This window comes from Streptomyces tendae (assembly GCF_008632955.1).
In the GTDB taxonomy this organism is placed as follows: Bacteria; Actinomycetota; Actinomycetes; order Streptomycetales; family Streptomycetaceae; genus Streptomyces.
In genome coordinates this window covers 688,264-709,593 of sequence record NZ_CP043959.1, presented here as the reverse complement: position 1 = coordinate 709,593, position 21,330 = coordinate 688,264, and the positions used below count along the sequence as shown (strand labels likewise).

The window sequence follows — 21,330 nt, the reverse complement described above, 5'->3', positions numbered from 1 at the left end:
CTACGGGAGGTGGTCGGTCCTGCAGCAAGACCGCTGGATGAGCGTCCGCTGAGGACTACTTCTTGCCCGGCTTCTTCTTGCCGGCGATGGCGCGACGCGGGCCCTTGCGGGTACGCGCGTTGGTGCTGGTGCGCTGACCGCGGACGGGCAGACCGCGACGGTGACGCAGACCCTGGTAGGTACCGATCTCGACCTTGCGGCGGATGTCGGCCTGGATCTCGCGACGGAGGTCACCCTCGGTCTTGATGTTGTTGTCGACGTACTCGCGGATCGCGACGAGCTGCTCCTCGGAGAGGTCGCGAACGCGGGTGTTCGGGTCGACGCCGGTGGCGGCCAGCGTCTGCTGCGAAAGGGTCCGGCCGATGCCGAACACGTAGGTGAGGGCGATCTCCACGCGCTTTTCGCGCGGGATGTCAACACCGGAAACGCGTGCCATTCAATGGCTCCAGTTGATTGTCGGAGGTCTTCCACAGGACCGGATCCCCGCCCGCCGTACCAGGTACGGGCCGGGTCCCCGGCCTCCGAGCCGGGGGTGTCGAGCCGTGAGGCTCGGGACCTGCGTATGAACGTGTGTTGCTCGCGTCGCGCGAAGTCTGCGGAAGTCGCAGAGGGTGGATCAGTGCTGCGGTCAGCCCTGGCGCTGCTTGTGGCGCGGGTTGTCGCAGATGACCATGACCCGGCCGTGACGGCGGATCACCCTGCACTTGTCGCAGATCTTCTTGACGCTCGGCTTGACCTTCATGGGTGTGAGGTTCTCCGGGTCAGTGCCATCACCCCGGCGGGCCGGGGAGCGGGCAAGATCTACTTGTACCGGTAGACGATCCGGCCACGCGTCAGGTCGTACGGAGACAGCTCCACCACGACCCGGTCGTCAGGGAGGATGCGGATGTAGTGCATACGCATCTTGCCGCTGATGTGTGCCAGGACCTGGTGGCCGTTCTGGAGCTCGACCCTGAACATGGCGTTCGGAAGAGACTCGACGACAGTGCCCTCGATCTCGATGGCACCTTGCTTCTTGGCCACGCTTCGCCCTTCGAATCGACTACCTTGATCGACTCCGCGTGCACCATGACCACATGCAGACATGCGGGTGCACAAGAGCCGACGAGTCAGTCTACGTCAGGGCCCCCGGAAAAACGAATCGAGAGATCCTGCCCCGTCGGGGAGATCCTTAACCGAGCGGGTCCGGCGCCGCCGTGATGCCCAGCACCGATTCTTGACGCCGCCCTCGCGGGCTCGGCGCCGGGGCGCCTCACAAGCTTCGCGCGGCTGCGCCGTCCTCCGGACCGGCGGGCAGGGCCCGGGCCGTCGTCAGGCCAGCGGGTCCGGCGCCGCCGTGATGCCCAGCTCGGCGAGCTTCGCCTTGCCGCCGTCCGGGGCGGTGAGGACCAGCGGGCCCTGTTCGGTCAGCGCGACCGAGTGCTCCCAGTGCGAGGACCAGGTGCCGTCGGTGGTGATCACGGTCCAGTCGTCGGAGAGGACCTCGGTCCGGGGAGTCCCGAGGGAGACCATCGGCTCGATCGCCAGGCAGAAGCCGGGAACCAGCTTGGGGCCCTTGCCGCGCTTGCGGTCCACGTAGTTCAGCAGGTGCGGGTCCATGTGCATCTCGGTGCCGATACCGTGGCCGCCGTAGTCCTCGATGATCCCGTACTTGCCGCCGCCGGGCTTGGGCTGGCGGCGGATGTACGTCTCGACGGCCCGGGAGATGTCGACCAGCCGGTTCCCCTGCTTCATGGCCGCGATGCCGGCCCACATCGACTCCTCGGTCACCCGGGACAGCTCGATCAGCTCCGGGGAGTGACCCGAGCCGACGAACGCGGTGTACGCGGCGTCGCCGTGCCAGCCGTCGATGATCGCGCCGCAGTCGATGGAGATGATGTCCCCGTCCTTGAGGATCACGTCGTCGGACGGGATGCCGTGCACCACGACCTCGTTCACCGAGGTGCAGATGGTGGCGGGGAAGCCGCCGTAGCCGAGGAAGTTCGGCTTGGCGTCGTGCTCGGCGAGCACCTTGCGGGCGACCTGGTCCAGATCCCTGGTGGAGGCCCCGGGCACCGCGGCCTCCCGGGTGGCCGCGTGGATGGCGGCGACGACCAGCCCCGCCTCGCGCATCTTGGCGATCTGCTCAGGGCTCTTGATCTGCACCATGGGGACGACGGCCTTTCTGGACCAGAGGGAAAGACGAACGCTTCCAACGATACGGGCGTCCGCGGCCCCGGTTCCCGCCGAGGGGCGGCGAAGCGGGGCCCGCCCATGCCACAGCCGCGGCCCCTCGGAGGGGAACCGCGGCTGTGAACGGCGGGAGCAGGGCTACTGGCCGCTCTTCAGCGCCTCCAGCGCCCGGCCGGTGACCTCGTCGACGGGACCCATCGCGGAGATGGTCACCACCAGGCCCTGGGCGCGGTAGTAGTCGATGATCGGCTCGGTCTGCGTGTGGTAGACCTCCAGCCGCGTGCGGACGGTCTCCTCGGAGTCGTCGTCGCGCTGGTACAGCTCGCCACCGCAGAGGTCGCAGACGCCCTCCTGCTTCGGGGGGCTGTAGCTCACGTGGAACACGTGCGCGGAGTCCTTGCGGCAGACGCGCCGGCCGGCGATCCGCTTCACGACCTCGTCCTCGGGGGCCTCGAGGTCGAGCACCGCGTCCAGCTTGATGCCCTCGGTCTTCAGCAGCTCGTCCAGCGCCTCGGCCTGCGACACGTTGCGCGGGAAGCCGTCCAGCAGGAAACCGCCCTCGGCGTCGGGCTGCTCCATGCGGTCCTTGGCCATGGCGATGGTGACCTCGTCGGGGACGAGGTTACCGGCGTCCATGTAGGACTTCGCGAGCTTCCCGAGCTCGGTCTGCCGGCTGATGTTGGCGCGGAACAGGTCGCCCGTGGAGATGTGCGGGATGCGCAGTTTCTCGGCAAGACGGGTGGCCTGTGTGCCCTTCCCAGCACCCGGCGGCCCGACGAGGACGATTCGCATCAGCGGAGGAACCCTTCGTAATTGCGCTGCTGGAGCTGGCTCTCGATCTGCTTCACGGTCTCGAGACCGACACCCACGATGATCAGGATGCTGGTCCCGCCGAACGGGAAGTTCTGGTTCGCCCCGAAACCAACCAACGCCATCGTCGGTACGAGAGCGATCAGCCCCAAGTACAGCGAACCCGGCCAGGTGATCCGGTTGAGTACGTAACTCAGGTACTCAGCGGTCGGTCGGCCAGCCCGGATGCCCGGGATGAAGCCACCATACTTCTTCATGTTGTCCGCGACTTCCTCGGGGTTGAACGAGATCGCCACGTAGAAGAACGCGAAGAACACGATGAGCAAGAAGTACAGCGTCACGTAGATCGGGTGGTCACCGCGGACGAGGTGCGCCTCGATCCAGGTCTTCCAGCCCGAGGTGCCACTGGAGAACTGCGCGATGAGCGCCGGGATGTACAGCAGCGACGAGGCGAAGATGACCGGGATCACACCGGCCTGGTTCACCTTCAGCGGGATGTAGGTGGACGTCCCGCCGTAGGAGCGGCGTCCGATCATGCGCTTCGCGTACTGGACGGGGATCCTGCGCTGGGCCTGCTCGACGAAGACGACCAGGCCGACCATGACCAGACCCACGGCGATGACGGTGCCGAACTCGATCCAGCCGCCCGCCAGGCTGCCCTGCTCCTTGATGGCCCACAGGGCGGAGGGGAAGGTGGCGGCGATCGAGATGAACATGAGGATCGACATGCCGTTGCCGATGCCGCGGTCGGTGATGAGCTCACCGAGCCACATGACCATGGCCGTACCGGCGGTCATGGTGATGACCATGGTGATGGTCACGAAGATCGACTGGTCGGGGACGATCTGGCCCGCGACCGGGCAGCCCTGGAAGAGGGCGCCGCTGCGGGCGGTGGCCACCAGGCCGGTGCCCTGCAGGATGGCGAGCGCGACCGTCAGGTAACGGGTGTACTGCGTGATCTTCGCCGTGCCGGCCTGTCCCTCCTTCTTGAGGGCTTCCAGGCGCGGGATCACCACGGTCAGCAGCTGCAGAATGATGCTCGCCGTGATGTACGGCATGATGCCGAGCGCGAAGACCGTGATCTGGAGCAGCGCACCGCCGCTGAACATGTTCACCAGACCGAACAGGCCCTGGTTCGCCTGGGCGGCGTCGATACAGGTCTGGACGTTCCGGTAGTCGACACCCGGGATGGGAATGTGCGTACCGACCCGGTACACCACGATGATGCCGAGCGTGAAGAGCAGCTTCTTGCGCAGGTCGGGCGTCTTGAACGCCCGGGCGAACGCGGTGAGCACGGTGCCTCCTGCGACCCCCCGCGCAACTGCGTCAAGGGTGATGGTCTGAGATTCCGACTGAGGACGAATACGTAACGGTCAACTGCCGCCCTGAGTGCCCCGCGTGGGGCGCCCGAGGTCAACGGGCAGCGCAGGCCACCTTACCGGCGAGACTGCCGCCCTAGGAACGACCAACCGGGGATACCCCATTTGTGGGGTATCCCCGGTCGGGATCGCTCTACGTCATCAAGACACCTGACGGGGTCAGACGAGCTCGGTGACGGTACCGCCGGCGGCGGTGATCTTCTCCTTGGCGGAGCCGGAGACGGCGTCGACCGTCACCTGCAGCGCCACGGAGATCTCGCCCTGGCCCAGGACCTTGACGAGGCTGTTCTTGCGCACGGCGCCCTTGGCGACCAGGTCCTCGACCGTGACCTCTCCGCCCTCGGGGTAGAGCGAGGCGAGCTTGTCCAGGTTCACAACCTGGAACTCGGTCTTGAACGGGTTCTTGAAGCCCTTGAGCTTCGGGAGACGCATGTGGAGGGGCATCTGGCCACCCTCGAAGCGCTCCGGAACCTGGTAACGGGCCTTGGTGCCCTTGGTACCACGACCGGCCGTCTTACCCTTCGACGCCTCACCACGACCGACACGGGTCTTCGCGGTCTTGGCGCCGGGGGCGGGACGGAGGTTGTGGATCTTGAGCGGGTTGTTCTCCGCCATGATCAGTCGACCTCCTCGACCGTCACGAGGTGGCGGACGGTGTGCACCATGCCGCGGAACTCGGGACGATCCTCCTTGACGACCTGCGTGTTGATGCCCTTGAGACCAAGGGAGCGCAGGGTGTCACGGTGGTTCTGCTTGCTGCCGATGTAGGACTTGACCTGCGTAATCTTGAGCTGCGCCATGATTACGCACCCGCCCCGGCACGCGCACGGAGAAGAGCCGCGGGAGCGACGTCCTCGAGGGGCAGACCACGGCGGGCCGCGATCTCCTCGGGACGCTGCAGGCCCTTGAGGGCCTCCACGGTCGCGTGCACGATGTTGATCTGGTTGTCGGAGCCGAGCGACTTCGACAGCACGTCGTGGATACCGGCGCACTCGAGCACGGCGCGCACCGGACCACCGGCGATCACACCGGTACCGGGCGACGCGGGCTTGAGCAGCACGACGCCGGCAGCCTTCTCACCCTGGATGGGGTGCGGGATGGTGCCCTGGATGCGGGGGACCTTGAAGAAGTGCTTCTTGGCCTCCTCAACACCCTTGGCGATGGCGGCCGGCACCTCCTTGGCCTTGCCGTATCCGACACCCACGGTGCCGTCACCGTCGCCCACCACGACCAGCGCGGTGAAGCTGAAGCGACGACCACCCTTCACAACCTTGGCGACACGGTTGATCGCGACGACGCGCTCAACGTATGCGGTCTTCTCGGCGGCAGCTGCGCCGCCGTCACGGCCCTTCCGGTCCCGCCGCTCGCCGCCACCGGCACCGCCACCGCGGCGCTGGGGTCCAGCCATTGGAATTACCTCTCTCTGTTTCCGCTAGCTACGGAACCGGCTCAGAACTTCAGTCCGGCTTCGCGGGCGGCGTCCGCCAGAGCGGCGATGCGCCCGGCGTACTGGTTGCCACCACGGTCGAACACGACGGCCTCGACACCGGCGGCCTTGGCGCGCTCGGCGACCAGGGCGCCGACCTGCTTGGCCTGCGCGGACTTGTCGCCCTCGCCACCGCGGACGGACGCGTCCAGGGTGGACGCCGACGCCAGGGTGTGACCCTTCAGGTCGTCGATCACCTGCGCCACGATGTGGCGGTTGGAACGAGTCACGACCAGGCGAGGACGCTCGGCGGTGCCGGCGACCTTCTTGCGGATCCGGATGTGACGACGCTTGATAGCAGCACGCTTGTAGGCGTCGCCCTTGAGGATCTTCTGCCCGTATGCCATGGCTTACTTACCCGCCTTTCCGACCTTGCGGCGGATGACTTCGCCCTCGTACTTGACGCCCTTGGCCTTGTACGGGTCGGGCTTGCGCAGCTTGCGGATGTTGGCCGCAACCTCGCCGACCTTCTGCTTGTCGATGCCCTCGACCGAGAAACGGGTGGGGGCCTCCACCTTGAAGGTGATGCCCTCGGGGGCCTCGACCGTGATCGGGTGGCTGTAACCGAGGGAGAACTCCAGGTTCGAACCCTTGGCGACAACGCGGTAACCGACACCGCTGATCTCGAGCTTCTTCACGTAACCCTGGGTCACGCCGGTGATCATGTTCGCCACCAGCGTGCGGGACAGGCCGTGGAGGGCCTTGTTCTGACGCTCGTCGTTGGGGCGGGTGACGTTCAGAACGCCGTCCTCACCCTTGGCGATCTCGATCGGCGCCACGACGGTGTGGGTCAGCGAGCCCTTGGGGCCCTTGACCGAAACCGTACGGCCGTCGATGGTGACGTCCACGCCGGCGGGAACCGCGATGGGGAGCTTGCCGATGCGCGACATAGCTGTTTCCTCCGTTCCCTTCCGCTACCAGACGTAGGCGAGGACTTCCCCACCCACGCCCTTCTTGCCGGCCTGCTTGTCGGTGAGGAGCCCGTGCGACGTGGAGATGATCGCCACGCCGAGGCCGCCCAGCACCTTCGGCAGGTTGGTGGACTTCGCGTACACCCGGAGACCGGGCTTGGAGATCCGCTTGATGCCCGCGATGGAGCGCTCACGGTTGGGACCGAACTTGAGGTCCAGGACGAGGCTCTTGCCGACCTCGGCGTCCTCGACCTTCCAGCCCGTGATGAAGCCCTCCTGCTGGAGGATCTCCGCGATGTGCGACTTGATCTTCGAGTGCGGCATCGCCACGGTGTCGTGGTACGCCGAGTTCGCGTTCCGCAGACGCGTAAGCATGTCTGCGATCGGATCAGTCATGGTCATGAATTGGCCTTCGGCCTCTCTCGCCGGGGTTTCCTGGTGCGCCATCCCTCTCCCCGATCCGAGACGGGACGGGTGCGGCGCGGTGGACCTACGGCGTAGTAAGTCGTATGGGCACGGCAGGCGCCCAACCCCACAAGCCTAAGCCATGGGGAGTGGGCGTCCTGCCGCCCCAGTTGCTTACCGAGAGTCCTGAGAGTCGGGAAGTACCCGACTACCAGGAGCTCTTGGTCACGCCCGGCAGCTCGCCACGGTGAGCCATCTCACGAAGGCAGACGCGGCACAGGCCGAACTTGCGGTACACGGAGTGCGGACGGCCGCAGCGCTGGCAGCGGGTGTAGCCGCGCACTCCGAACTTGGGCTTGCGAGCAGCCTTCGCGATGAGAGCCTTCTTCGCCATCTCGCTCACGCCTCCTTGAACGGGAAGCCGAGGTGACGGAGAAGGGCACGGCCCTCTTCGTCGTTGGTCGCCGTGGTCACCACGGTGATGTCCATACCCCGGACACGGTCGATCTTGTCCTGGTCGATCTCGTGGAACATGACCTGCTCCGTGAGACCGAAGGTGTAGTTGCCCCGGCCGTCGAACTGCTTGGGGGACAGACCACGGAAGTCGCGGATGCGCGGGAGCGCGAGCGACAGGGTGCGGTCCAGGAACTCCCACATGCGGTCGCCACGGAGGGTGACGTGGGCACCGATCGGCTGACCCTCACGCAGCTTGAACTGCGCGATGGACTTGCGGGCCTTGGTGACGGCCGGCTTCTGACCGGTGATCGTGGTGAGGTCGCGGATGGCGCCCTCGATCAGCTTGGAGTCGCGGGCGGCGTCGCCCACACCCATGTTGACCACGATCTTGACGAGGCCGGGAACCTGCATGACGTTCTCGTAGGAGAACTGCTCACGCAGCTTGCCCGCGATCTCCTCGCGGTACTTCGTCTTCAGACGCGGAGTGGTGGTGGTCGTCATCAGATGTCCTCACCCGTCCGCTTGGCAACGCGGATCTTGTTGCCCTCGTCGTCGAAGCGGTAACCGACGCGCGTGACGACCTTGTTGCCGTCCTTCTCCACGACCAGCTGGACGTTGGAGACGTGGATCGGGGCCTCGGTGGTCACGATGCCGCCGGCCTGCGAACCGCTGGCGGTCGGACCGGCCTTGGTGTGCTTCTTGACCCGGTTGACACCCTCGACCAGGACGCGGTCCTCGCGGGGGAAGGCCGCGATGACCTTGCCCTGCTTGCCCTTGTCCTTACCGGTGATGACCTGGACCAGGTCGCCCTTCTTGATCTTCATGCTCACAGCACCTCCGGCGCGAGGGAGATGATCTTCATGAACTTCTTCTCGCGCAGCTCACGGCCCACCGGGCCGAAGATACGGGTGCCGCGAGGGTCGCCGTCGTTCTTCAGAATGACGGCGGCGTTCTCGTCGAAGCGGATGTACGAGCCGTCCGGACGGCGGCGCTCCTTGACGGTGCGAACGATGACCGCCTTGACGACGTCACCCTTCTTCACGTTGCCACCGGGGATCGCGTCCTTGACGGTGGCGACGATGACGTCACCGATGCCCGCGTAGCGGCGACCGGAGCCACCGAGCACACGGATGCAAAGGATTTCCTTCGCACCAGTGTTGTCGGCGACACGCAGTCGCGACTCCTGCTGGATCACGTCTATCTCCTGTTTGTCTGCCGGTTCCCCGGGGGCCGTTCAGGAACGGCCCCCGGAGCCTGGCGGAACTGTCCTGCGAGGAATGCCCCGCAGGAGATTTACTTGGCCTTCTCGAGGATCTCGACGACGCGCCAGCGCTTCGTGGCGGACAGCGGCCGGGTCTCCATGAGGAGGACGCGGTCGCCGACACCGGCGGCGTTCTGCTCGTCGTGCGCCTTGAGCTTGTTGGTACGGCGGATGACCTTGCCGTACAGCGCGTGCTTGACGCGGTCCTCGACGGCGACGACGACGGTCTTGTCCATCTTGTCGCTGACGACCAGACCCTCACGGGTCTTACGGAAACCGCGGGCGGCCTTCGTCTCTTCAGTCACGTTGTTCTCGCTCATGCGCTCTCCACCGTCTCGATGCCCAGCTCGCGCTCACGCATCAGGGTGTAGATCCGCGCGATGTCCTTGCGGACGGCCTTGAGCCGACCGTGGTTCTCGAGCTGACCCGTGGCCGCCTGGAAGCGGAGGTTGAACAGCTCTTCCTTGGCCTCGCGGAGCTTCGCCAGAAGCTCCTCGTTGCCCAGCTCGCGCAGCTCTGACGCCTTGGTACCGGCCGACATCACGCTTCACCTGCCTCGCGCTTGACGATCTTGCACTTCATCGGCAGCTTGTGAGCCGCACGGGTCAGGGCCTCGCGCGCGATCTTCTCGTTGGGGTACGACAGCTCGAACATGACGCGTCCGGGCTTGACGTTGGCCACCCACCACTCCGGGGAGCCCTTACCGGAACCCATGCGGGTCTCGGCCGGCTTCTTGGTGAGGGGGCGGTCCGGGTAGATGTTGATCCAGACCTTGCCGCCACGCTTGATGTGACGGGTCATGGCGATACGAGCCGCTTCGATCTGGCGGTTCGTCACGTACGCCGGGGTGAGCGCCTGGATGCCGTACTCGCCGAACGCAACCTGCGTGCCACCCTTCGACATGCCGTTGCGCTTCGGGTGGTGCTGCTTGCGGTGCTTGACCCTACGGGGGATCAGCATGGTGGTCAGGCCTCCGTTCCGGTGCTCTCAGCCGGAGCGGCCGCCGGAGCCTCGGCCTTGGGGGCCTCGGCAGCGGGAGCCTGCTGCGGCTTGCGACCGCGACCGCCACGCTCGCCACCGCGGCCACCACGGGCCGGGCGGTCGGCACCGCCACGGGCCGGGCGGTTGCCGGCGCGGGCAGCGGCGTTCTCGGCGCGGACCTCGGCGATGTTCTTGACGTCGCCCTTGTAGATCCAGACCTTCACGCCGATGCGGCCGAAGGTCGTCTTGGCCTCGAAGAAGCCGTAGTCCACGTTCGCGCGGAGCGTGTGCAGGGGCACACGGCCCTCGCGGTAGAACTCCGAGCGGGACATCTCGGCGCCACCGAGGCGGCCACCGCACTGGATCTTGATGCCCTTGGCGCCCGCCTTCATGGCCGACTGCATGCTCTTACGCATGGCGCGGCGGAAGGAGACGCGGGAGGAGAGCTGCTCGGCGACGGCCTGGGCGACCAGCTGAGCGTCGGTCTCGGGGTTCTTGACCTCGAGGATGTTCAGCTGGACCTGCTTGCCGGTGAGCTTCTCGAGGTCGCCGCGGATGCGGTCGGCCTCGGCGCCACGGCGGCCGATCACGATGCCCGGACGCGCGGTGTGGATGTCCACACGCACACGGTCGCGGGTGCGCTCGATCTCGACCTTGGAGATGCCGGCGCGCTCCATGCCGGACGTCATCATCCGACGGATGGCGACGTCTTCCTTGACGTAGTCCTTGTACAGCTTGTCGGCGTACCAACGCGACTTGAAGTCGGTCGTGACACCGAGCCGGAACCCATGCGGGTTAACCTTCTGGCCCATTACCGGGTTCCTTCCTTGCTGCTGACGACCACGGTGATGTGGCTGGTCCGCTTGCGGATCCGGTAGGCGCGGCCCTGGGCGCGCGGACGGAACCGCTTCAGGGTCGGGCCCTCGTCGACGTAGGCCTCGGAAATGAAGAGGCTGTCGACATCGGTGTGGTCGTAGTTGTGCGCGGCGTTGGCAATGGCGCTGTCCAGCACCTTGCCCACCGGCACGCTCGCGGCCTGCGGGGCGAAACGCAGGACCGCCTGAGCCTCCGTGGCGTCCATGCCACGGATGAGGTCCACCACGCGGCGGGCCTTCATGGGCGTGACGCGGATGTACCGCGCCTGGGCCCTGGCTTCCATGGTTGTCCCTTCAGTGTCTGTCATGGTCGATTGCACCCCGCCGACTAGCGGCGCTTCGACTTCCGGTCGTCCTTGACGTGGCCCCGGAAGGTGCGGGTCGGCGAGAACTCGCCGAGCTTGTGGCCGACCATCGACTCGGTGACAAACACCGGGATGTGGGTCTTGCCGTTGTGCACCGCGATCGTGTGGCCCAGCATCGCCGGGACGATCATCGAGCGACGGGACCAGGTCTTGATGACGTTCTTGGTACCGGCTTCGTTCTGCGCGTCCACCTTCTTGATCAGGTGGTCGTCGACGAAGGGTCCCTTCTTCAAGCTACGAGGCATCTCAACCCGTCCTTAGCGCTTCTTGTTCGTCTTGCGGCGGCGGACGATGTACTTGTTCGACGCCTTCTTGGGCGAACGAGTACGGCCTTCCTTCTTGCCCCAGGGGGACACGGGGTGACGGCCACCGGAGGTCCGGCCCTCACCACCACCGTGCGGGTGGTCCACCGGGTTCATGACGACACCGCGGACGGTCGGGCGGACGCCCAGCCACCGCTTGCGGCCCGCCTTGCCCCAGTTGATGTTGCTCTGCTCGGCGTTGCCGACCTCGCCGACCGTGGCGCGGCAGCGCTGGTCGACCAGGCGGATCTCACCGGAGGGCATGCGGAGGTGGGCCATGGTGCCCTCCTTCGCGAGCAGCTGCACCGAGGCGCCGGCGGAGCGGGCGAACTTGGCGCCGCCGCCGGGACGCAGCTCGATGGCGTGCAGCGTCGTACCCACGGGGATGTTGCGCAGGGCAAGGTTGTTGCCCGGCTTGATGTCGGCCCCGGGACCGTTCTCGACGCGGTCGCCCTGGTTCAGGCCACGCGGCGCGAGGATGTAGCGCTTCTCGCCGTCCGCGTAGTGCAGGAGCGCGATGCGCGCGGTGCGGTTGGGGTCGTACTCGATGTGCGCGACCTTCGCCGGCACGCCGTCCTTGTCGTGACGACGGAAGTCGATCACGCGGTAGGCGCGCTTGTGGCCACCGCCCTGGTGGCGGACGGTCACACGACCGGAATTGTTACGGCCGCCCTTGCTGTGCAGGGGACGGACCAGCGACTTCTCCGGCGTGGACCGCGTGACCTCGACGAAGTCGGCGACGCTGGAGCCACGACGGCCCGGAGTCGTCGGCTTGTACTTGCGGATACCCATTTCTCAGTCCTCGTCCGATATCGAACGATCCTGACCGCTTACGCGGTCGGACCGCCGAAGATGTCGATACGGTCGCCCTCGGCGAGGGTCACGATCGCGCGCTTGGTGGCGGCACGCTGGCCGAACCCGGTGCGGGTGCGCTTGCGCTTGCCGACGCGGTTGATCGTGTTGACCCCGGTGACCTTGACCTCGAAGACCGCCTGGACGGCCTCCTTGATCTGCGTCTTGTTGGCACGCGGGTCGACGAGGAACGTGTACTTGTTCTCGTCGATGAGCGCGTAGCTCTTCTCCGACACCACGGGCTTCAGCAGCACGTCACGGGGGTCCGTGTACGCCTTGCTCGCCGGGGTGACGACGGTGTTCTTGCCTTCGGCCTCGTGGCGGCGCGCCTTGGCGACGCGAGCGGCCTTGGCCGCCTTGGCGGCCTTCGAGGCGATCGAGGGGTGACGGGCAGCCATCAGACCTCGCTCCCTTCGTTGTCGTTGGCCTTGTTCGGGCCGGCGACGAAGGACTCGAAAGCGGCCTTGGTGAAGACCACGTCGTCCGAGACGAGAACGTCGTACGTGTTCAGCTGGCCCGGCTCCAGGATGTGGACCTGGGGCAGGTTGCGGGCGGAGAGCCACGCGGCCTCGTCGGCGCGGTCGACGACCAGGAGCAGGTTCTTGCGCTCCGAGATCTTGCCGAACAGCGTCCTGGCGGCCTTCGTGGAGGGGTTCTCGCCCTCGACCACGCCGGTGACGACGTGGATGCGGTTGTGGCGCGCCCGGTCGGTGAGGGCGTGACGCAGGGCGGCAGCCTTCATCTTCTTGGGCGTGCGCTGCGAGTAGTCGCGCGGCACGGGACCGTGCACGACGCCACCACCGGCGAACTGCGGCGCGCGGGTCGAGCCCTGACGGGCGCGGCCGGTGCCCTTCTGGCGGTACGGCTTCCTGCCACCACCACGGACCTCGCCACGGGTCTTCGTCTTGTGGGTGCCCTGGCGGGCAGCGGCCAGCTGCGCGACGACGACCTGGTGGATCAGCGGAACGCTGACCTTCTCGACGTCGAAGATCTCCGCGGGGAGCTCGACGGTACCGGCCTTGTCGCCCGCCGGCGAAAGGATGTCAACAGTGCTCATCGGTTACCTCAGGCCCCCTTGGCCGCGGTGCGGACCAGGACGAGGCCGCCGTTCGGACCAGGAACCGCGCCCTTGATGAGCAGCAGACCCTTCTCCGCGTCAACGGCGTGGACGGTCAGGTTCTGGGTGGTGACCCGCTCGTTGCCCATACGACCCGCCATGCGGAGGCCCTTGAACACACGACCCGGGGTGGCGCAGCCACCGATGGAACCGGGCGAGCGGTGCTTGCGCTGGGTGCCGTGACCGGCGCCGAGGCCCTTGAAGTTGTGACGCTTCATGACACCGGCGAAGCCCTTGCCCTTGCTCTTGCCGGTGACGTCGACCTTCACGCCGGACTCGAAGACCTCGGCGGTGACTTCCTGGCCCAGCGTGTACTCGGAGGCGTCCGACGTGCGGATCTCGACGAGGTGACGACGGGGGGTGACGTCGGCCTTGGCGAAGTGACCCTTGAGGGGCTTGTTCACCTTGCGCGGGTCGATCTCGCCGAAGGCGATCTGGACGGACTCGTAGCCGTCGACGTCGTTCGTGCGGACCTGGGTGACGACATTGGGGCCGGCCTTGACGACGGTGACCGGGACGACACGGTTGTTCGCGTCCCACACCTGCGTCATGCCGAGCTTCTCGCCCAGGATGCCCTTGATCTGCTTTGCCATCTCTTCAGATCACCGGCCTCAGAGCTTGATCTCGATGTCGACACCGGCCGGGAGGTCGAGTCGCATCAGAGAGTCAACGGTCTTGGGGGTCGGGTCGAGGATGTCGATCAGGCGCTTGTGCGTGCGCATCTCGAAGTGCTCGCGCGAGTCCTTGTACTTGTGCGGCGACTTGATGACGCAGTACACGTTCTTCTCTGTGGGCAGCGGCACCGGGCCCGCGACCGACGCACCAGTGCGAGTCACCGTCTCGACGATCTTCTTCGCCGAAGAGTCGATGACCTCGTGGTCGTAGGCCTTGAGCCGGATGCGGATCTTCTGTCCCGCCATGGCTACTTCGTAGTCCTGTCTCTCATTACGCTCTGGAACCCGGAGCGGCTCCCCTCACCTCCGACCCACGCGGTCGGGCGTGTCGCACTCCCGCTGACATGAATGTCCCTTGTTCGAACATCCCTGCGGGATTGACACGGCCCTGCCGAAACCGTGAACCGGGGGCGAAAGGCCCACCGGGCGCCTGGCCGGTGCCGCGCCCACGCTTCCCGGAAGATTCCCGTACGTCCGCCCCTGATCAGGGGCGACGAGTACTGTGGGACTCGCTTCCGGTCCTCCCGGCGGGAGGCGCGCAGCATCAACACTCGACCGAGCAACTCGGACAGTCTGCCATAGGGGACGGCGCGCTGGCCAATCGAGCGGAAGAGATTACCCCGAGGGGGGTCGGGAGCAAACCCTTCCGGGCTCGCCCCGCCTCCGGGCGGTCAGGGAGTGGCCTCCGGGCGGATCCGGGAGGTGAGCCTGCACAGGGCTTCGTCGGGGGTGGGGGCCAGCAGGTGGACGTGGTCCATACCCGCGTAGACGGCGCCGTCCTCCGCCATGGCGAGGTACTGGTTGCCGCGGTCGCGGGTGCCGACGGGGTAGAGCTCGGTACCCGCCTGTTCGGCGAGGTCGTCGATGACCTCGGCGTCCCACATCGCCGCGAGGGGGTCGAGCGAGAACTCCATCCACGGCATCGAGTCCGCGGGATCGCGGTGAGGGACGCCCAGGGCACCGAACTCGGCGAGGAAGCGGCGTGCTGCGTCGTGCAACTCGAACTCACCGGTGTGCAGGAGAATGCTCTCCCACGTGTCCGTGGCCACTTCCCGGCCCGGGGACCAGCCCGCCGCCCTCAGCACACGTCCCGTCTCCTCGGGCCAGCGCGACTCGGTGTCCGGACCGGCGTGCCCGGCACGGAAGTGCCGCCAGAAGGGGTGCTCCTGCGCTGCCCCATCAGGTGACCAGAGCCCGGACTGCGCGCGCTGTGTCTCCACCAGGCGGTCCAGCGCCTGATCGATGCTCGTCCCCATCGGTTGCGCACTCTCCCGCACGAGGTGGAGCACACCGTCCTCGCTGATGCCGAGGAGGCTTGCTCCCTGGTCCGCGGTGCCCACCGGACACAACGACGTTCCCGCTTCACGGCAGGCCTCGGCGAAGCGCTCCCTCTGCCACGCGGCCTGCAGAGGGTCGAACCGAACCGCCGACGCGGTGGTGATCGAGTCGGCCGGCCAGCCGTACGTGACAAGGCCGCCGAACTCGGCGAGGAACGCCTCGGCGGCGCCATGGAGCACGAATGCCCCGCGCTCGCCCGGTACCGACTCCCAGGTCCCCGTGGGCACGGCACGGCCGGGCTTCCAGCCCGCACGGCGCAGCACGTCCCCGGTCTGCCGCGACCACCCGCGTGTCAGGTCCACCGGGGCACCTCTTTCGCTCACTGTCGACCTGGCGCAGTCCTTTGCTCAGCCAAGCAGCAGCCAACACGACGCGTCCAACGGTGACCGACCGGCGTGCCGGGGGTCCTGCGGACCAGGCCCGCAATTGCCTACGGACAACGCCCTGCAGGACACGCACATCGCTTGAGCCACGGCGGCAGCTCCCGGAACGGTACGAAGGTCAGCGTGTCATCGACGGCGTTCACGGCGATGCTCGTACTGCCGGGCCCCTCCGCCCGCAGCACGGCGTGCAACTCCGGCGTCAGCGCCCCAGTAAGCCGTGCCGCGGTGCCCACCGCCGTGAACGCGAACCCCCGCTGGTCCCGGTCCGGCAGCCGCGTCGCCCGGGCCCGGGCGATCCGGGGCGACGCCTCCTCCAGCGGACAGTTGAGGGCCAACCCGATCGCCGCCGTCCCCAGACGCCGCTCGCCATGCTCGAAAACGGCATCCCAGTCCGCGGGGTCGCGATGCCCCGCAGCCCCTCGCCGGTCTCCCAGTCCCATGCGGATACTGTGCTCACCCGGCCACACCATGCGTAACTCGCCCGGTTCATGAACGCCGGCCTCGTAGGGCCTTCCATGCGTCACTGACCGCGTAGGCAGTTTCCAGTCGCCAGGTTTCCAGTTTGTCCAACACCTTTGATACGGCTTTCCACCGCTTGAGCCACGGCGGCAGGTTCCGGAACGGCACGAAGGTCAGGGTGTCGTCGATGGCGTTCACGGCCATGCTTCTGCGGCCGGGCCCCTCCGCCCGCAGCACGGCGTACAGCTCCGGCGTCAACGCCCCGTTGAGCCGTGCCGCGGTGCCCACCGCCGTGAACGCGAACCCCCGCTGGTCCCGGTCCGGCAGCCGCGTCGCCCGGGCGATCCGGGGCGACGCCTCCTCCAACGAACAATTGAAAGCCAACCCGATCGCCGCCGTCCCGAGATGGTTCTCACCGCGCTCGAACGCAGCATCCCACTCTGCCGGATCATCGAGGCCCAACAGCCCTTCGCCGCTTTCCCAGTTCCAGCCGGACGCCATCACGAACCGCCTCCGTCACCTGTCAGTCGTCGCACTTGGGAGGAAGCACCTTCTGTTTCTTCTTGTTGTTGATCATTCCAGCCCTGACAAGTTTGGTCAGGTCTTTCTCCTTGACAGCGCCCGACGGGTATGAGGCCTGTACGTGGCCGTGGTAGATCTCTTTGACGATCTTGCCGTTCTTGTCGGTTTCGTAGTGGTGCCGGTCGAGGACCACGATCTCGTTGTTGACGTGGTCCACGCCGATGCGCCGGAAATCATCCGGGTTGGTGCCATCGCCTCGTGTGATGGACCGGTCAAGCGCAGCCTGGCCGTTCGTGGGGGCGCGGCCGATCTCGCCCTTGGCTGACGATCCACTGGTCGAGCCATGCTTGTCGTACGTCGAGTCGTCGTAGATGCGGACCGGCTCGTCGCCCTCGAGGCCCAGCGGGTCGCTCCAGCGCAGCGGGTTGTCGACGTACCTGTGGTGGTTCGGCGCCGGGACCAGGCCGAGGGGGTCGGGGGTGAGGTAGCTCGCCGTGTCCGGGTCGTAGTAGCGGGCCAGGTTGTAATGCAGGCCCGTCTCCGGGTCGCGGTACTGGCCGGGGAAGGCCAGCGGGCAGAGGGCGTCGTCGCCGCCGGTCAGGGGGCGTCCCCATAGGCTGGTGGCGGCCCGCCAGGCGACCGTGCCTTCCTCGTCGATCAGCTCGTTGGGGGTTCCGGCCAGGTCGGTGACGATCGCGTAGAACTGCCTGTCGATCGCGTCCTGGGCGTCGGTGCCCCGACGGGCCCGCACCTGGGCCGCCGCCCGGTGGGTGCCCGGATCCCACTCCCAGGTGTCGGTCTCCACCCGCCCGTCGCGTAGCCTCTGCTGCTCCGCCAGCGTGGCGCGGTCCCAGCTGAAGAGAGTCTCGTCGGTGACGGAGCCGTCCTCGTGCACGCGCCACTTGGCGGTTCGCCGGCCGAGTACGTCGTAGCGGTACCGCCACACACCGCTGTCGGGCGTCACGGCCTCGGTGAGGCGGTCGTCGGCGTCCCAGGTGTAGGCCCAGATCCGCCGTAGCCCGGACAGCGTGCGCCGGATCACGCGGACCACGCGGCCCTGGCCATCGTGCTCGTACGTGGTGCGGCCCGCCGAGGTGACCTTCGTGCCGGTGTGCCGCAGCGGGCCCTGTGTGTCCTGCCCGCCGGGGGCGGGGTGAGCGGCCTCGCTGAGGTTGCCCAGTTCGTCGTAGGCGTAGGCCTCGGTCCAGGTGTCGGCCGACACACGGGTGACGCGGCCCGCGCGATCCAGGTCGAACCTGCGGGTGCCGCCCAGCCGGTCGGTGATCGAGGTGACGTGGCCGTCCCCGCGGTAGGCGTACGAGCGGGTCTGGCGTACGTGCGCGGCGCCCTGGGTGTGGGCACTGATGACTTGTCCGACGAGGCGGTGGCCCTCGTCCCAGGACTGCGTCAGCATCGCGGCGCCGGCCAGCCCGCGGGCGGTCTCCCGGCCGGCCGCGTCATGGGTGAAGGCCAGCTCTCCGGCGTCGGTGACGAGCGACGTGGGCAGTCCCGCCGAGTCGTACGACCAGCGCGAGGTGGCGCCGGACGGTGTGGTGCGCCGTATCCGTCGGCCAAGTAGGTCGTACTGGCTGGTGACCGTACGGCCGTCGACGGTTTCGCTGAGGATCCGGCCCAGGGCGTCGTAGCCGTAGGTGACCTTGCTGCCGGAATTCACGGCCTCGATCAGGCGGCCGGCCATGTCGTAGCGCAGGGTGGTCACGTCACCGGCATCCGTGCGTGCCGTGACCACTCGCCCGGCGGCGTCGCGGATGAGGCGAACCGTCCGCCCGGTGCCGTCAGTCCGCTCCACCTGGTGGCCGGTGGGGTCGAGGACATACCCGAGCCTGCGGCCGTTGAAGTCCGTCTCGCCGGCCAGGCGGCCCGCCGCGTCGTACCGGTAACTCCATTCGTGACCGCGCGGGTTGATCACGCCGACGAGCCGCAGCTCCGCGTCGTGGATGAAGCGGTAGCGGGTGCCGTCCGGGTCGGTCCGAGCACTCGGCAGGTCGAATGCGCCGTACTCGAAGGCGGTGACGAAGCCACCGGCGTCACGGTGCGACGTGAGGTTGCCCTCGGCGTCGTACGACCAGGTCTCGCGCCCGCCGTCGGCCCCCTCCCGCCACAGCAGGCGGCCCTCCGGGTCCCACTCCTGCCGGACGGTTCCACCGACCGGGTCCTCGATGTGCACGACGCGCCCGAACGCGTTCCGTCGCACGGTGACGACGCTGCCACGCGGGTCCACGGCCCGCACCTGGAGCCCGGCGGCATCCGTCTCGAAACGGAACGTGTTGCCGAGCGCGTCGGTCTGTGCGATCCGGTGTCCCCGCTCGTCATAGGTGTACGAAGTCACGGCGCCCAGCGGATCCGTACTGGTGAGGAGGTTGTCCCGGTCGTCGTAGGTGCACTCCCACCGCGCACCGTCGGACTCCGTGATGGCGACAGGCAGGAAGCCGTCGTACTCCACCTGGACGCCGGTCCCGTCCGGCCTGTCCATCCGTACGGGCTGACCGTGCGCGTCCAGAGTGAAGCGGGTCGTGTTGCCCAGCTCGTCGGTACGGGAGAGCAACCGCCCGAACCGGTCCCACTCGGTGTGCACGCTGTGCCCGAGGGGGTCGGTCACGGTGGTGAGCCGGTACAGGTCGTCGTACTGGTACGTCGTCGTGTCGCCGAGTGCATCCGTGTAGTGCGTCTGCCGGTTGTCGGCGTCGTAGTCGATGGTGCAGGTGAGAGTGCCGTCGGCGCCCTCTCCTGCGATGCAGCGGTCCAGGGCGTCGTAGGTGAAGCGGTACCAGTAGTCGTTGCGGTCGGTCCACGACGTGATGCGGGCTCGCTTGTCGTACGTGAGCTTCAACGGCCGGCCGGCGAGGTCGCGGATCTCGGTCAGGTTCCCTTCGGAGCTGTAGCCGAAGCTCCTGATGACGGTGGACTCCGGCCCGTCTTCGGTGGTGCGCAGGCGAAGCCGGGCGACGCGCCCGTCCACCGTGTCGACGTACAGGTGCCGGCCACCCGAATCGCGGACCGCGACCGGGGTGCCGTCGGCGTCACGGTCGAAGTCGACGCGGTACCCGTTGGTGTCGGTTATCGCAGCCAGGGGCAGAGTGAAGGCTTCGTCCACCGCCGCCGGGCTCGGCCGGGGCGCGAAGTGACGGGTGATCCCGCTGGCCGGGTCGGTGACGCGCAGAGGAGCACCTGCCGCGCCGTCCCAGTCCAACGGCCAGCGAGGGCCCTCCAACGGCATGACAGAGCTTCCCGGTTCGGGCACCGGATAGAAGAGCAGCATGCCGTCCTCGGTGGCGAAGACGGCTCCCTCGTCGTCCAGCTCGAGGCGTTCGTCCAGAGTGGACGCCCACGAGGGGCCGAAGCAGCGGCCCCACTGGTAGGTGGACAGGTGGGTACGGCGCAGTACCAGCGGGACGAGACCGGGGAGGTCGACATCGGTGGCCTCCATGAGCATTTCGCCGGAGACCATGTCGATCGGGTCGCCGTTCTTGCAGCGTCCCTTGGCGGGCTTGGACTTCGCCACGGCGTCGTCGGCTTCCCTCCGCAGCCCCTTGCCGAGCCCCTTCGCCATGCCCTTGAGCCCCGCCTTACCGGCGGTCTTTAGGCCTTTGGCGAGTCCGCCGAGGGTGGTGAGGCCCTTCATGCCGGGTATGCAGTCCAGCGCGGCCAGTCCGACGTCCCAGAGGGACGCTTGCCCCTTTGAGTATTTGTAGAGCGTGTCGGCGAGGACGACGAGGGCGGCGATCAGGACGATCGCGCCGAGGATCGGCCCGCCGATGATCATCGCGACGATACCGACGACCGCCACCACGATCTTGCAGGCAGCGACGATGTTGTCCCAGTTGTCGGTGAACCAGTCGCCGATCTCCTCCCACCACGACCGGTTCTGGATCCCCGCGTCGGAGGCCTCGTCGATCTTCGACTTCGCGTCCCGCGCCGCCTCCTCACGCATCTTCCGCGCGTCCGCGGCCATCTTCTTCGCCGCGTCCAAAGCGTTCTGCGCGGACGTGAGGTCCGACTGCGCCTTCGTGTGCGCGCTCTTGGCGCTCTGCACGTCCCGGGTCGCGGCCCGCACCTTCGCCTCGTCGGGCTTGTCCGCGTCCGACTTCGACCCCGTCGGGTCGTCCTTGTACTTGTCGGCCTCCTTCGTCGCCCGCCCCACCCACGAATCCGCCGACGCCAGCTTCGACTTCGCCGACGTCAGATCCGCCTGCGCCTCACGCGCCTTCGCCAGCGCCTTGTCCGCCAGCGCCTGCGCCCGCTCCAGCTTCGGCCAGTAGTCCGCCAGCGCGTCCCCGCACAGCGCGTACGACTTCTCCAGCTTCTTCAAGTTCTTCGGAACGCCGGAGAACTCCTCCTTGAACACCTCCGCCGACTTCCCCGCCCACTCCGCCAGCGTCCCCTCACCGGCCATCCCCTTCACCAGACGCAACGCCTCGGAGACGTCGTCGGCGAAGTCGTGCAGGAACCTCGCGAGCTTGCGCACCCGCTCCGGGTCACCGGGCGTCGGATCCCTGTCCAGATCAATGACATGCCAATCACTCGGCCGGTGACCCACCATCCCGCAACCCCCGTCACGCGC

At 67.5% G+C, this 21,330-nt stretch carries 30 protein-coding genes; all 30 read right to left on the bottom strand.

What is annotated here, in order from left to right; genetic code table 11:
* Positions 1 to 55: 55 nt before the first annotated feature.
* Positions 56 to 436 carry a 30S ribosomal protein S13 gene (gene rpsM, locus F3L20_RS03475; RefSeq protein ID WP_004984507.1) on the bottom strand — a complete coding sequence of 127 codons (381 nt, stop codon included), beginning with the start codon at positions 434 to 436 and terminating at the stop codon, positions 56 to 58.
* Positions 437 to 628: 192 nt separating this feature from the next.
* Positions 629 to 742, bottom strand: a complete 114-nt coding sequence (gene rpmJ, locus F3L20_RS03470) for a 50S ribosomal protein L36 (protein WP_003974245.1) — start codon at positions 740 to 742, stop codon at positions 629 to 631.
* A gap of 59 nt (positions 743 to 801) precedes the next feature.
* Complete coding sequence (gene infA, locus F3L20_RS03465; protein WP_004927214.1) at positions 802 to 1,023, bottom strand: translation initiation factor IF-1; 222 nt, start codon at positions 1,021 to 1,023, stop codon at positions 802 to 804.
* 288 nt (positions 1,024 to 1,311) lie between these two features.
* Positions 1,312 to 2,148, bottom strand: coding sequence for a type I methionyl aminopeptidase (map, locus tag F3L20_RS03460; protein WP_150152082.1), 837 nt, complete (start codon positions 2,146 to 2,148; stop codon positions 1,312 to 1,314).
* Positions 2,149 to 2,310: 162 nt separating this feature from the next.
* Positions 2,311 to 2,964 (bottom strand): adenylate kinase, encoded by a 654-nt coding sequence (locus tag F3L20_RS03455; RefSeq protein WP_150152079.1) that lies wholly within the window; start codon positions 2,962 to 2,964, stop codon positions 2,311 to 2,313.
* Entirely contained in the window at positions 2,964 to 4,277 is a 1,314-nt protein-coding gene (gene secY, locus F3L20_RS03450; protein ID WP_145829802.1) for a preprotein translocase subunit SecY, read from the bottom strand. The genes F3L20_RS03455 and secY overlap by 1 nt, the downstream gene beginning before the upstream one ends.
* A gap of 243 nt (positions 4,278 to 4,520) precedes the next feature.
* Positions 4,521 to 4,976: a 50S ribosomal protein L15 gene (rplO, locus tag F3L20_RS03445; RefSeq protein WP_024883206.1), complete on the bottom strand. Its 456-nt coding sequence runs from the start codon at positions 4,974 to 4,976 to the stop codon at positions 4,521 to 4,523.
* Between the two features lie 2 nt (positions 4,977 to 4,978).
* Positions 4,979 to 5,161 carry a 50S ribosomal protein L30 gene (gene rpmD / locus F3L20_RS03440; RefSeq protein WP_003974250.1) on the bottom strand — a complete coding sequence of 61 codons (183 nt, stop codon included), beginning with the start codon at positions 5,159 to 5,161 and terminating at the stop codon, positions 4,979 to 4,981.
* A 2-nt stretch (positions 5,162 to 5,163) separates the two neighbouring features.
* Entirely contained in the window at positions 5,164 to 5,769 is a 606-nt protein-coding gene (gene rpsE / locus F3L20_RS03435; RefSeq protein ID WP_004927232.1) for a 30S ribosomal protein S5, read from the bottom strand.
* 41 nt (positions 5,770 to 5,810) lie between these two features.
* Positions 5,811 to 6,194: a 50S ribosomal protein L18 gene (rplR, locus tag F3L20_RS03430; RefSeq protein WP_004927235.1), complete on the bottom strand. Its 384-nt coding sequence runs from the start codon at positions 6,192 to 6,194 to the stop codon at positions 5,811 to 5,813.
* A 3-nt stretch (positions 6,195 to 6,197) separates the two neighbouring features.
* The gene (gene rplF / locus F3L20_RS03425) at positions 6,198 to 6,737 is read right to left on the bottom strand and encodes a 50S ribosomal protein L6 (protein WP_024883205.1); all 540 of its coding nucleotides are present in this window, start codon (positions 6,735 to 6,737) and stop codon (positions 6,198 to 6,200) included.
* Positions 6,738 to 6,761: 24 nt separating this feature from the next.
* Complete coding sequence (gene rpsH / locus F3L20_RS03420; RefSeq protein ID WP_024883204.1) at positions 6,762 to 7,160, bottom strand: 30S ribosomal protein S8; 399 nt, start codon at positions 7,158 to 7,160, stop codon at positions 6,762 to 6,764.
* A gap of 211 nt (positions 7,161 to 7,371) precedes the next feature.
* Entirely contained in the window at positions 7,372 to 7,557 is a 186-nt protein-coding gene (locus F3L20_RS03410; protein ID WP_003948630.1) for a type Z 30S ribosomal protein S14, read from the bottom strand.
* A gap of 5 nt (positions 7,558 to 7,562) precedes the next feature.
* Positions 7,563 to 8,120, bottom strand: a complete 558-nt coding sequence (gene rplE, locus F3L20_RS03405) for a 50S ribosomal protein L5 (RefSeq protein ID WP_006130773.1) — start codon at positions 8,118 to 8,120, stop codon at positions 7,563 to 7,565.
* Positions 8,120 to 8,443, bottom strand: a complete 324-nt coding sequence (gene rplX, locus F3L20_RS03400; protein WP_033272457.1) for a 50S ribosomal protein L24 — start codon at positions 8,441 to 8,443, stop codon at positions 8,120 to 8,122. Before rplX ends, rplE begins: the two co-directional genes overlap by 1 nt.
* 2 nt (positions 8,444 to 8,445) lie before the next feature.
* Entirely contained in the window at positions 8,446 to 8,814 is a 369-nt protein-coding gene (gene rplN, locus F3L20_RS03395) for a 50S ribosomal protein L14 (protein WP_003998823.1), read from the bottom strand.
* A 98-nt stretch (positions 8,815 to 8,912) separates the two neighbouring features.
* Positions 8,913 to 9,200: a 30S ribosomal protein S17 gene (gene rpsQ, locus F3L20_RS03390; protein ID WP_019526950.1), complete on the bottom strand. Its 288-nt coding sequence runs from the start codon at positions 9,198 to 9,200 to the stop codon at positions 8,913 to 8,915.
* Positions 9,197 to 9,421, bottom strand: coding sequence for a 50S ribosomal protein L29 (gene rpmC, locus F3L20_RS03385; protein WP_003974259.1), 225 nt, complete (start codon positions 9,419 to 9,421; stop codon positions 9,197 to 9,199). Before rpmC ends, rpsQ begins: the two co-directional genes overlap by 4 nt.
* The gene (rplP, locus tag F3L20_RS03380; RefSeq protein ID WP_004984526.1) at positions 9,421 to 9,840 is read right to left on the bottom strand and encodes a 50S ribosomal protein L16; all 420 of its coding nucleotides are present in this window, start codon (positions 9,838 to 9,840) and stop codon (positions 9,421 to 9,423) included. The genes rpmC and rplP overlap by 1 nt, the downstream gene beginning before the upstream one ends.
* 5 nt (positions 9,841 to 9,845) lie before the next feature.
* Positions 9,846 to 10,673, bottom strand: a complete 828-nt coding sequence (gene rpsC / locus F3L20_RS03375) for a 30S ribosomal protein S3 (RefSeq protein ID WP_004927271.1) — start codon at positions 10,671 to 10,673, stop codon at positions 9,846 to 9,848.
* The gene (rplV, locus tag F3L20_RS03370) at positions 10,673 to 11,020 is read right to left on the bottom strand and encodes a 50S ribosomal protein L22 (RefSeq protein ID WP_006130776.1); all 348 of its coding nucleotides are present in this window, start codon (positions 11,018 to 11,020) and stop codon (positions 10,673 to 10,675) included. Before rplV ends, rpsC begins: the two co-directional genes overlap by 1 nt.
* Before the next feature lie 44 nt (positions 11,021 to 11,064).
* Entirely contained in the window at positions 11,065 to 11,346 is a 282-nt protein-coding gene (gene rpsS / locus F3L20_RS03365) for a 30S ribosomal protein S19 (RefSeq protein ID WP_010036728.1), read from the bottom strand.
* 12 nt (positions 11,347 to 11,358) lie between these two features.
* Positions 11,359 to 12,195, bottom strand: a complete 837-nt coding sequence (rplB, locus tag F3L20_RS03360) for a 50S ribosomal protein L2 (RefSeq protein WP_033272458.1) — start codon at positions 12,193 to 12,195, stop codon at positions 11,359 to 11,361.
* A 38-nt stretch (positions 12,196 to 12,233) separates the two neighbouring features.
* On the bottom strand, positions 12,234 to 12,653 hold the full coding sequence (rplW, locus tag F3L20_RS03355; RefSeq protein WP_006130779.1) for a 50S ribosomal protein L23: 420 nt from the start codon (positions 12,651 to 12,653) through the stop codon (positions 12,234 to 12,236).
* Positions 12,653 to 13,312: a 50S ribosomal protein L4 gene (rplD, locus tag F3L20_RS03350; protein ID WP_145829800.1), complete on the bottom strand. Its 660-nt coding sequence runs from the start codon at positions 13,310 to 13,312 to the stop codon at positions 12,653 to 12,655. The genes rplW and rplD overlap by 1 nt, the downstream gene beginning before the upstream one ends.
* Positions 13,313 to 13,320: 8 nt before the next feature.
* Positions 13,321 to 13,965, bottom strand: a complete 645-nt coding sequence (rplC, locus tag F3L20_RS03345) for a 50S ribosomal protein L3 (protein WP_024883197.1) — start codon at positions 13,963 to 13,965, stop codon at positions 13,321 to 13,323.
* A gap of 18 nt (positions 13,966 to 13,983) precedes the next feature.
* Positions 13,984 to 14,292 carry a 30S ribosomal protein S10 gene (gene rpsJ / locus F3L20_RS03340; RefSeq protein ID WP_003948644.1) on the bottom strand — a complete coding sequence of 103 codons (309 nt, stop codon included), beginning with the start codon at positions 14,290 to 14,292 and terminating at the stop codon, positions 13,984 to 13,986.
* Positions 14,293 to 14,717: 425 nt separating this feature from the next.
* On the bottom strand, positions 14,718 to 15,686 hold the full coding sequence (locus F3L20_RS03335) for an SUKH-3 domain-containing protein (RefSeq protein ID WP_150152076.1): 969 nt from the start codon (positions 15,684 to 15,686) through the stop codon (positions 14,718 to 14,720).
* A 567-nt stretch (positions 15,687 to 16,253) separates the two neighbouring features.
* Positions 16,254 to 16,727 carry a hypothetical protein gene (locus F3L20_RS03325; RefSeq protein WP_150152073.1) on the bottom strand — a complete coding sequence of 158 codons (474 nt, stop codon included), beginning with the start codon at positions 16,725 to 16,727 and terminating at the stop codon, positions 16,254 to 16,256.
* Between the two features lie 22 nt (positions 16,728 to 16,749).
* Complete coding sequence (locus tag F3L20_RS03320; RefSeq protein ID WP_240810827.1) at positions 16,750 to 21,234, bottom strand: DUF6531 domain-containing protein; 4,485 nt, start codon at positions 21,232 to 21,234, stop codon at positions 16,750 to 16,752.
* Positions 21,235 to 21,330: the final 96 nt, after the last annotated feature.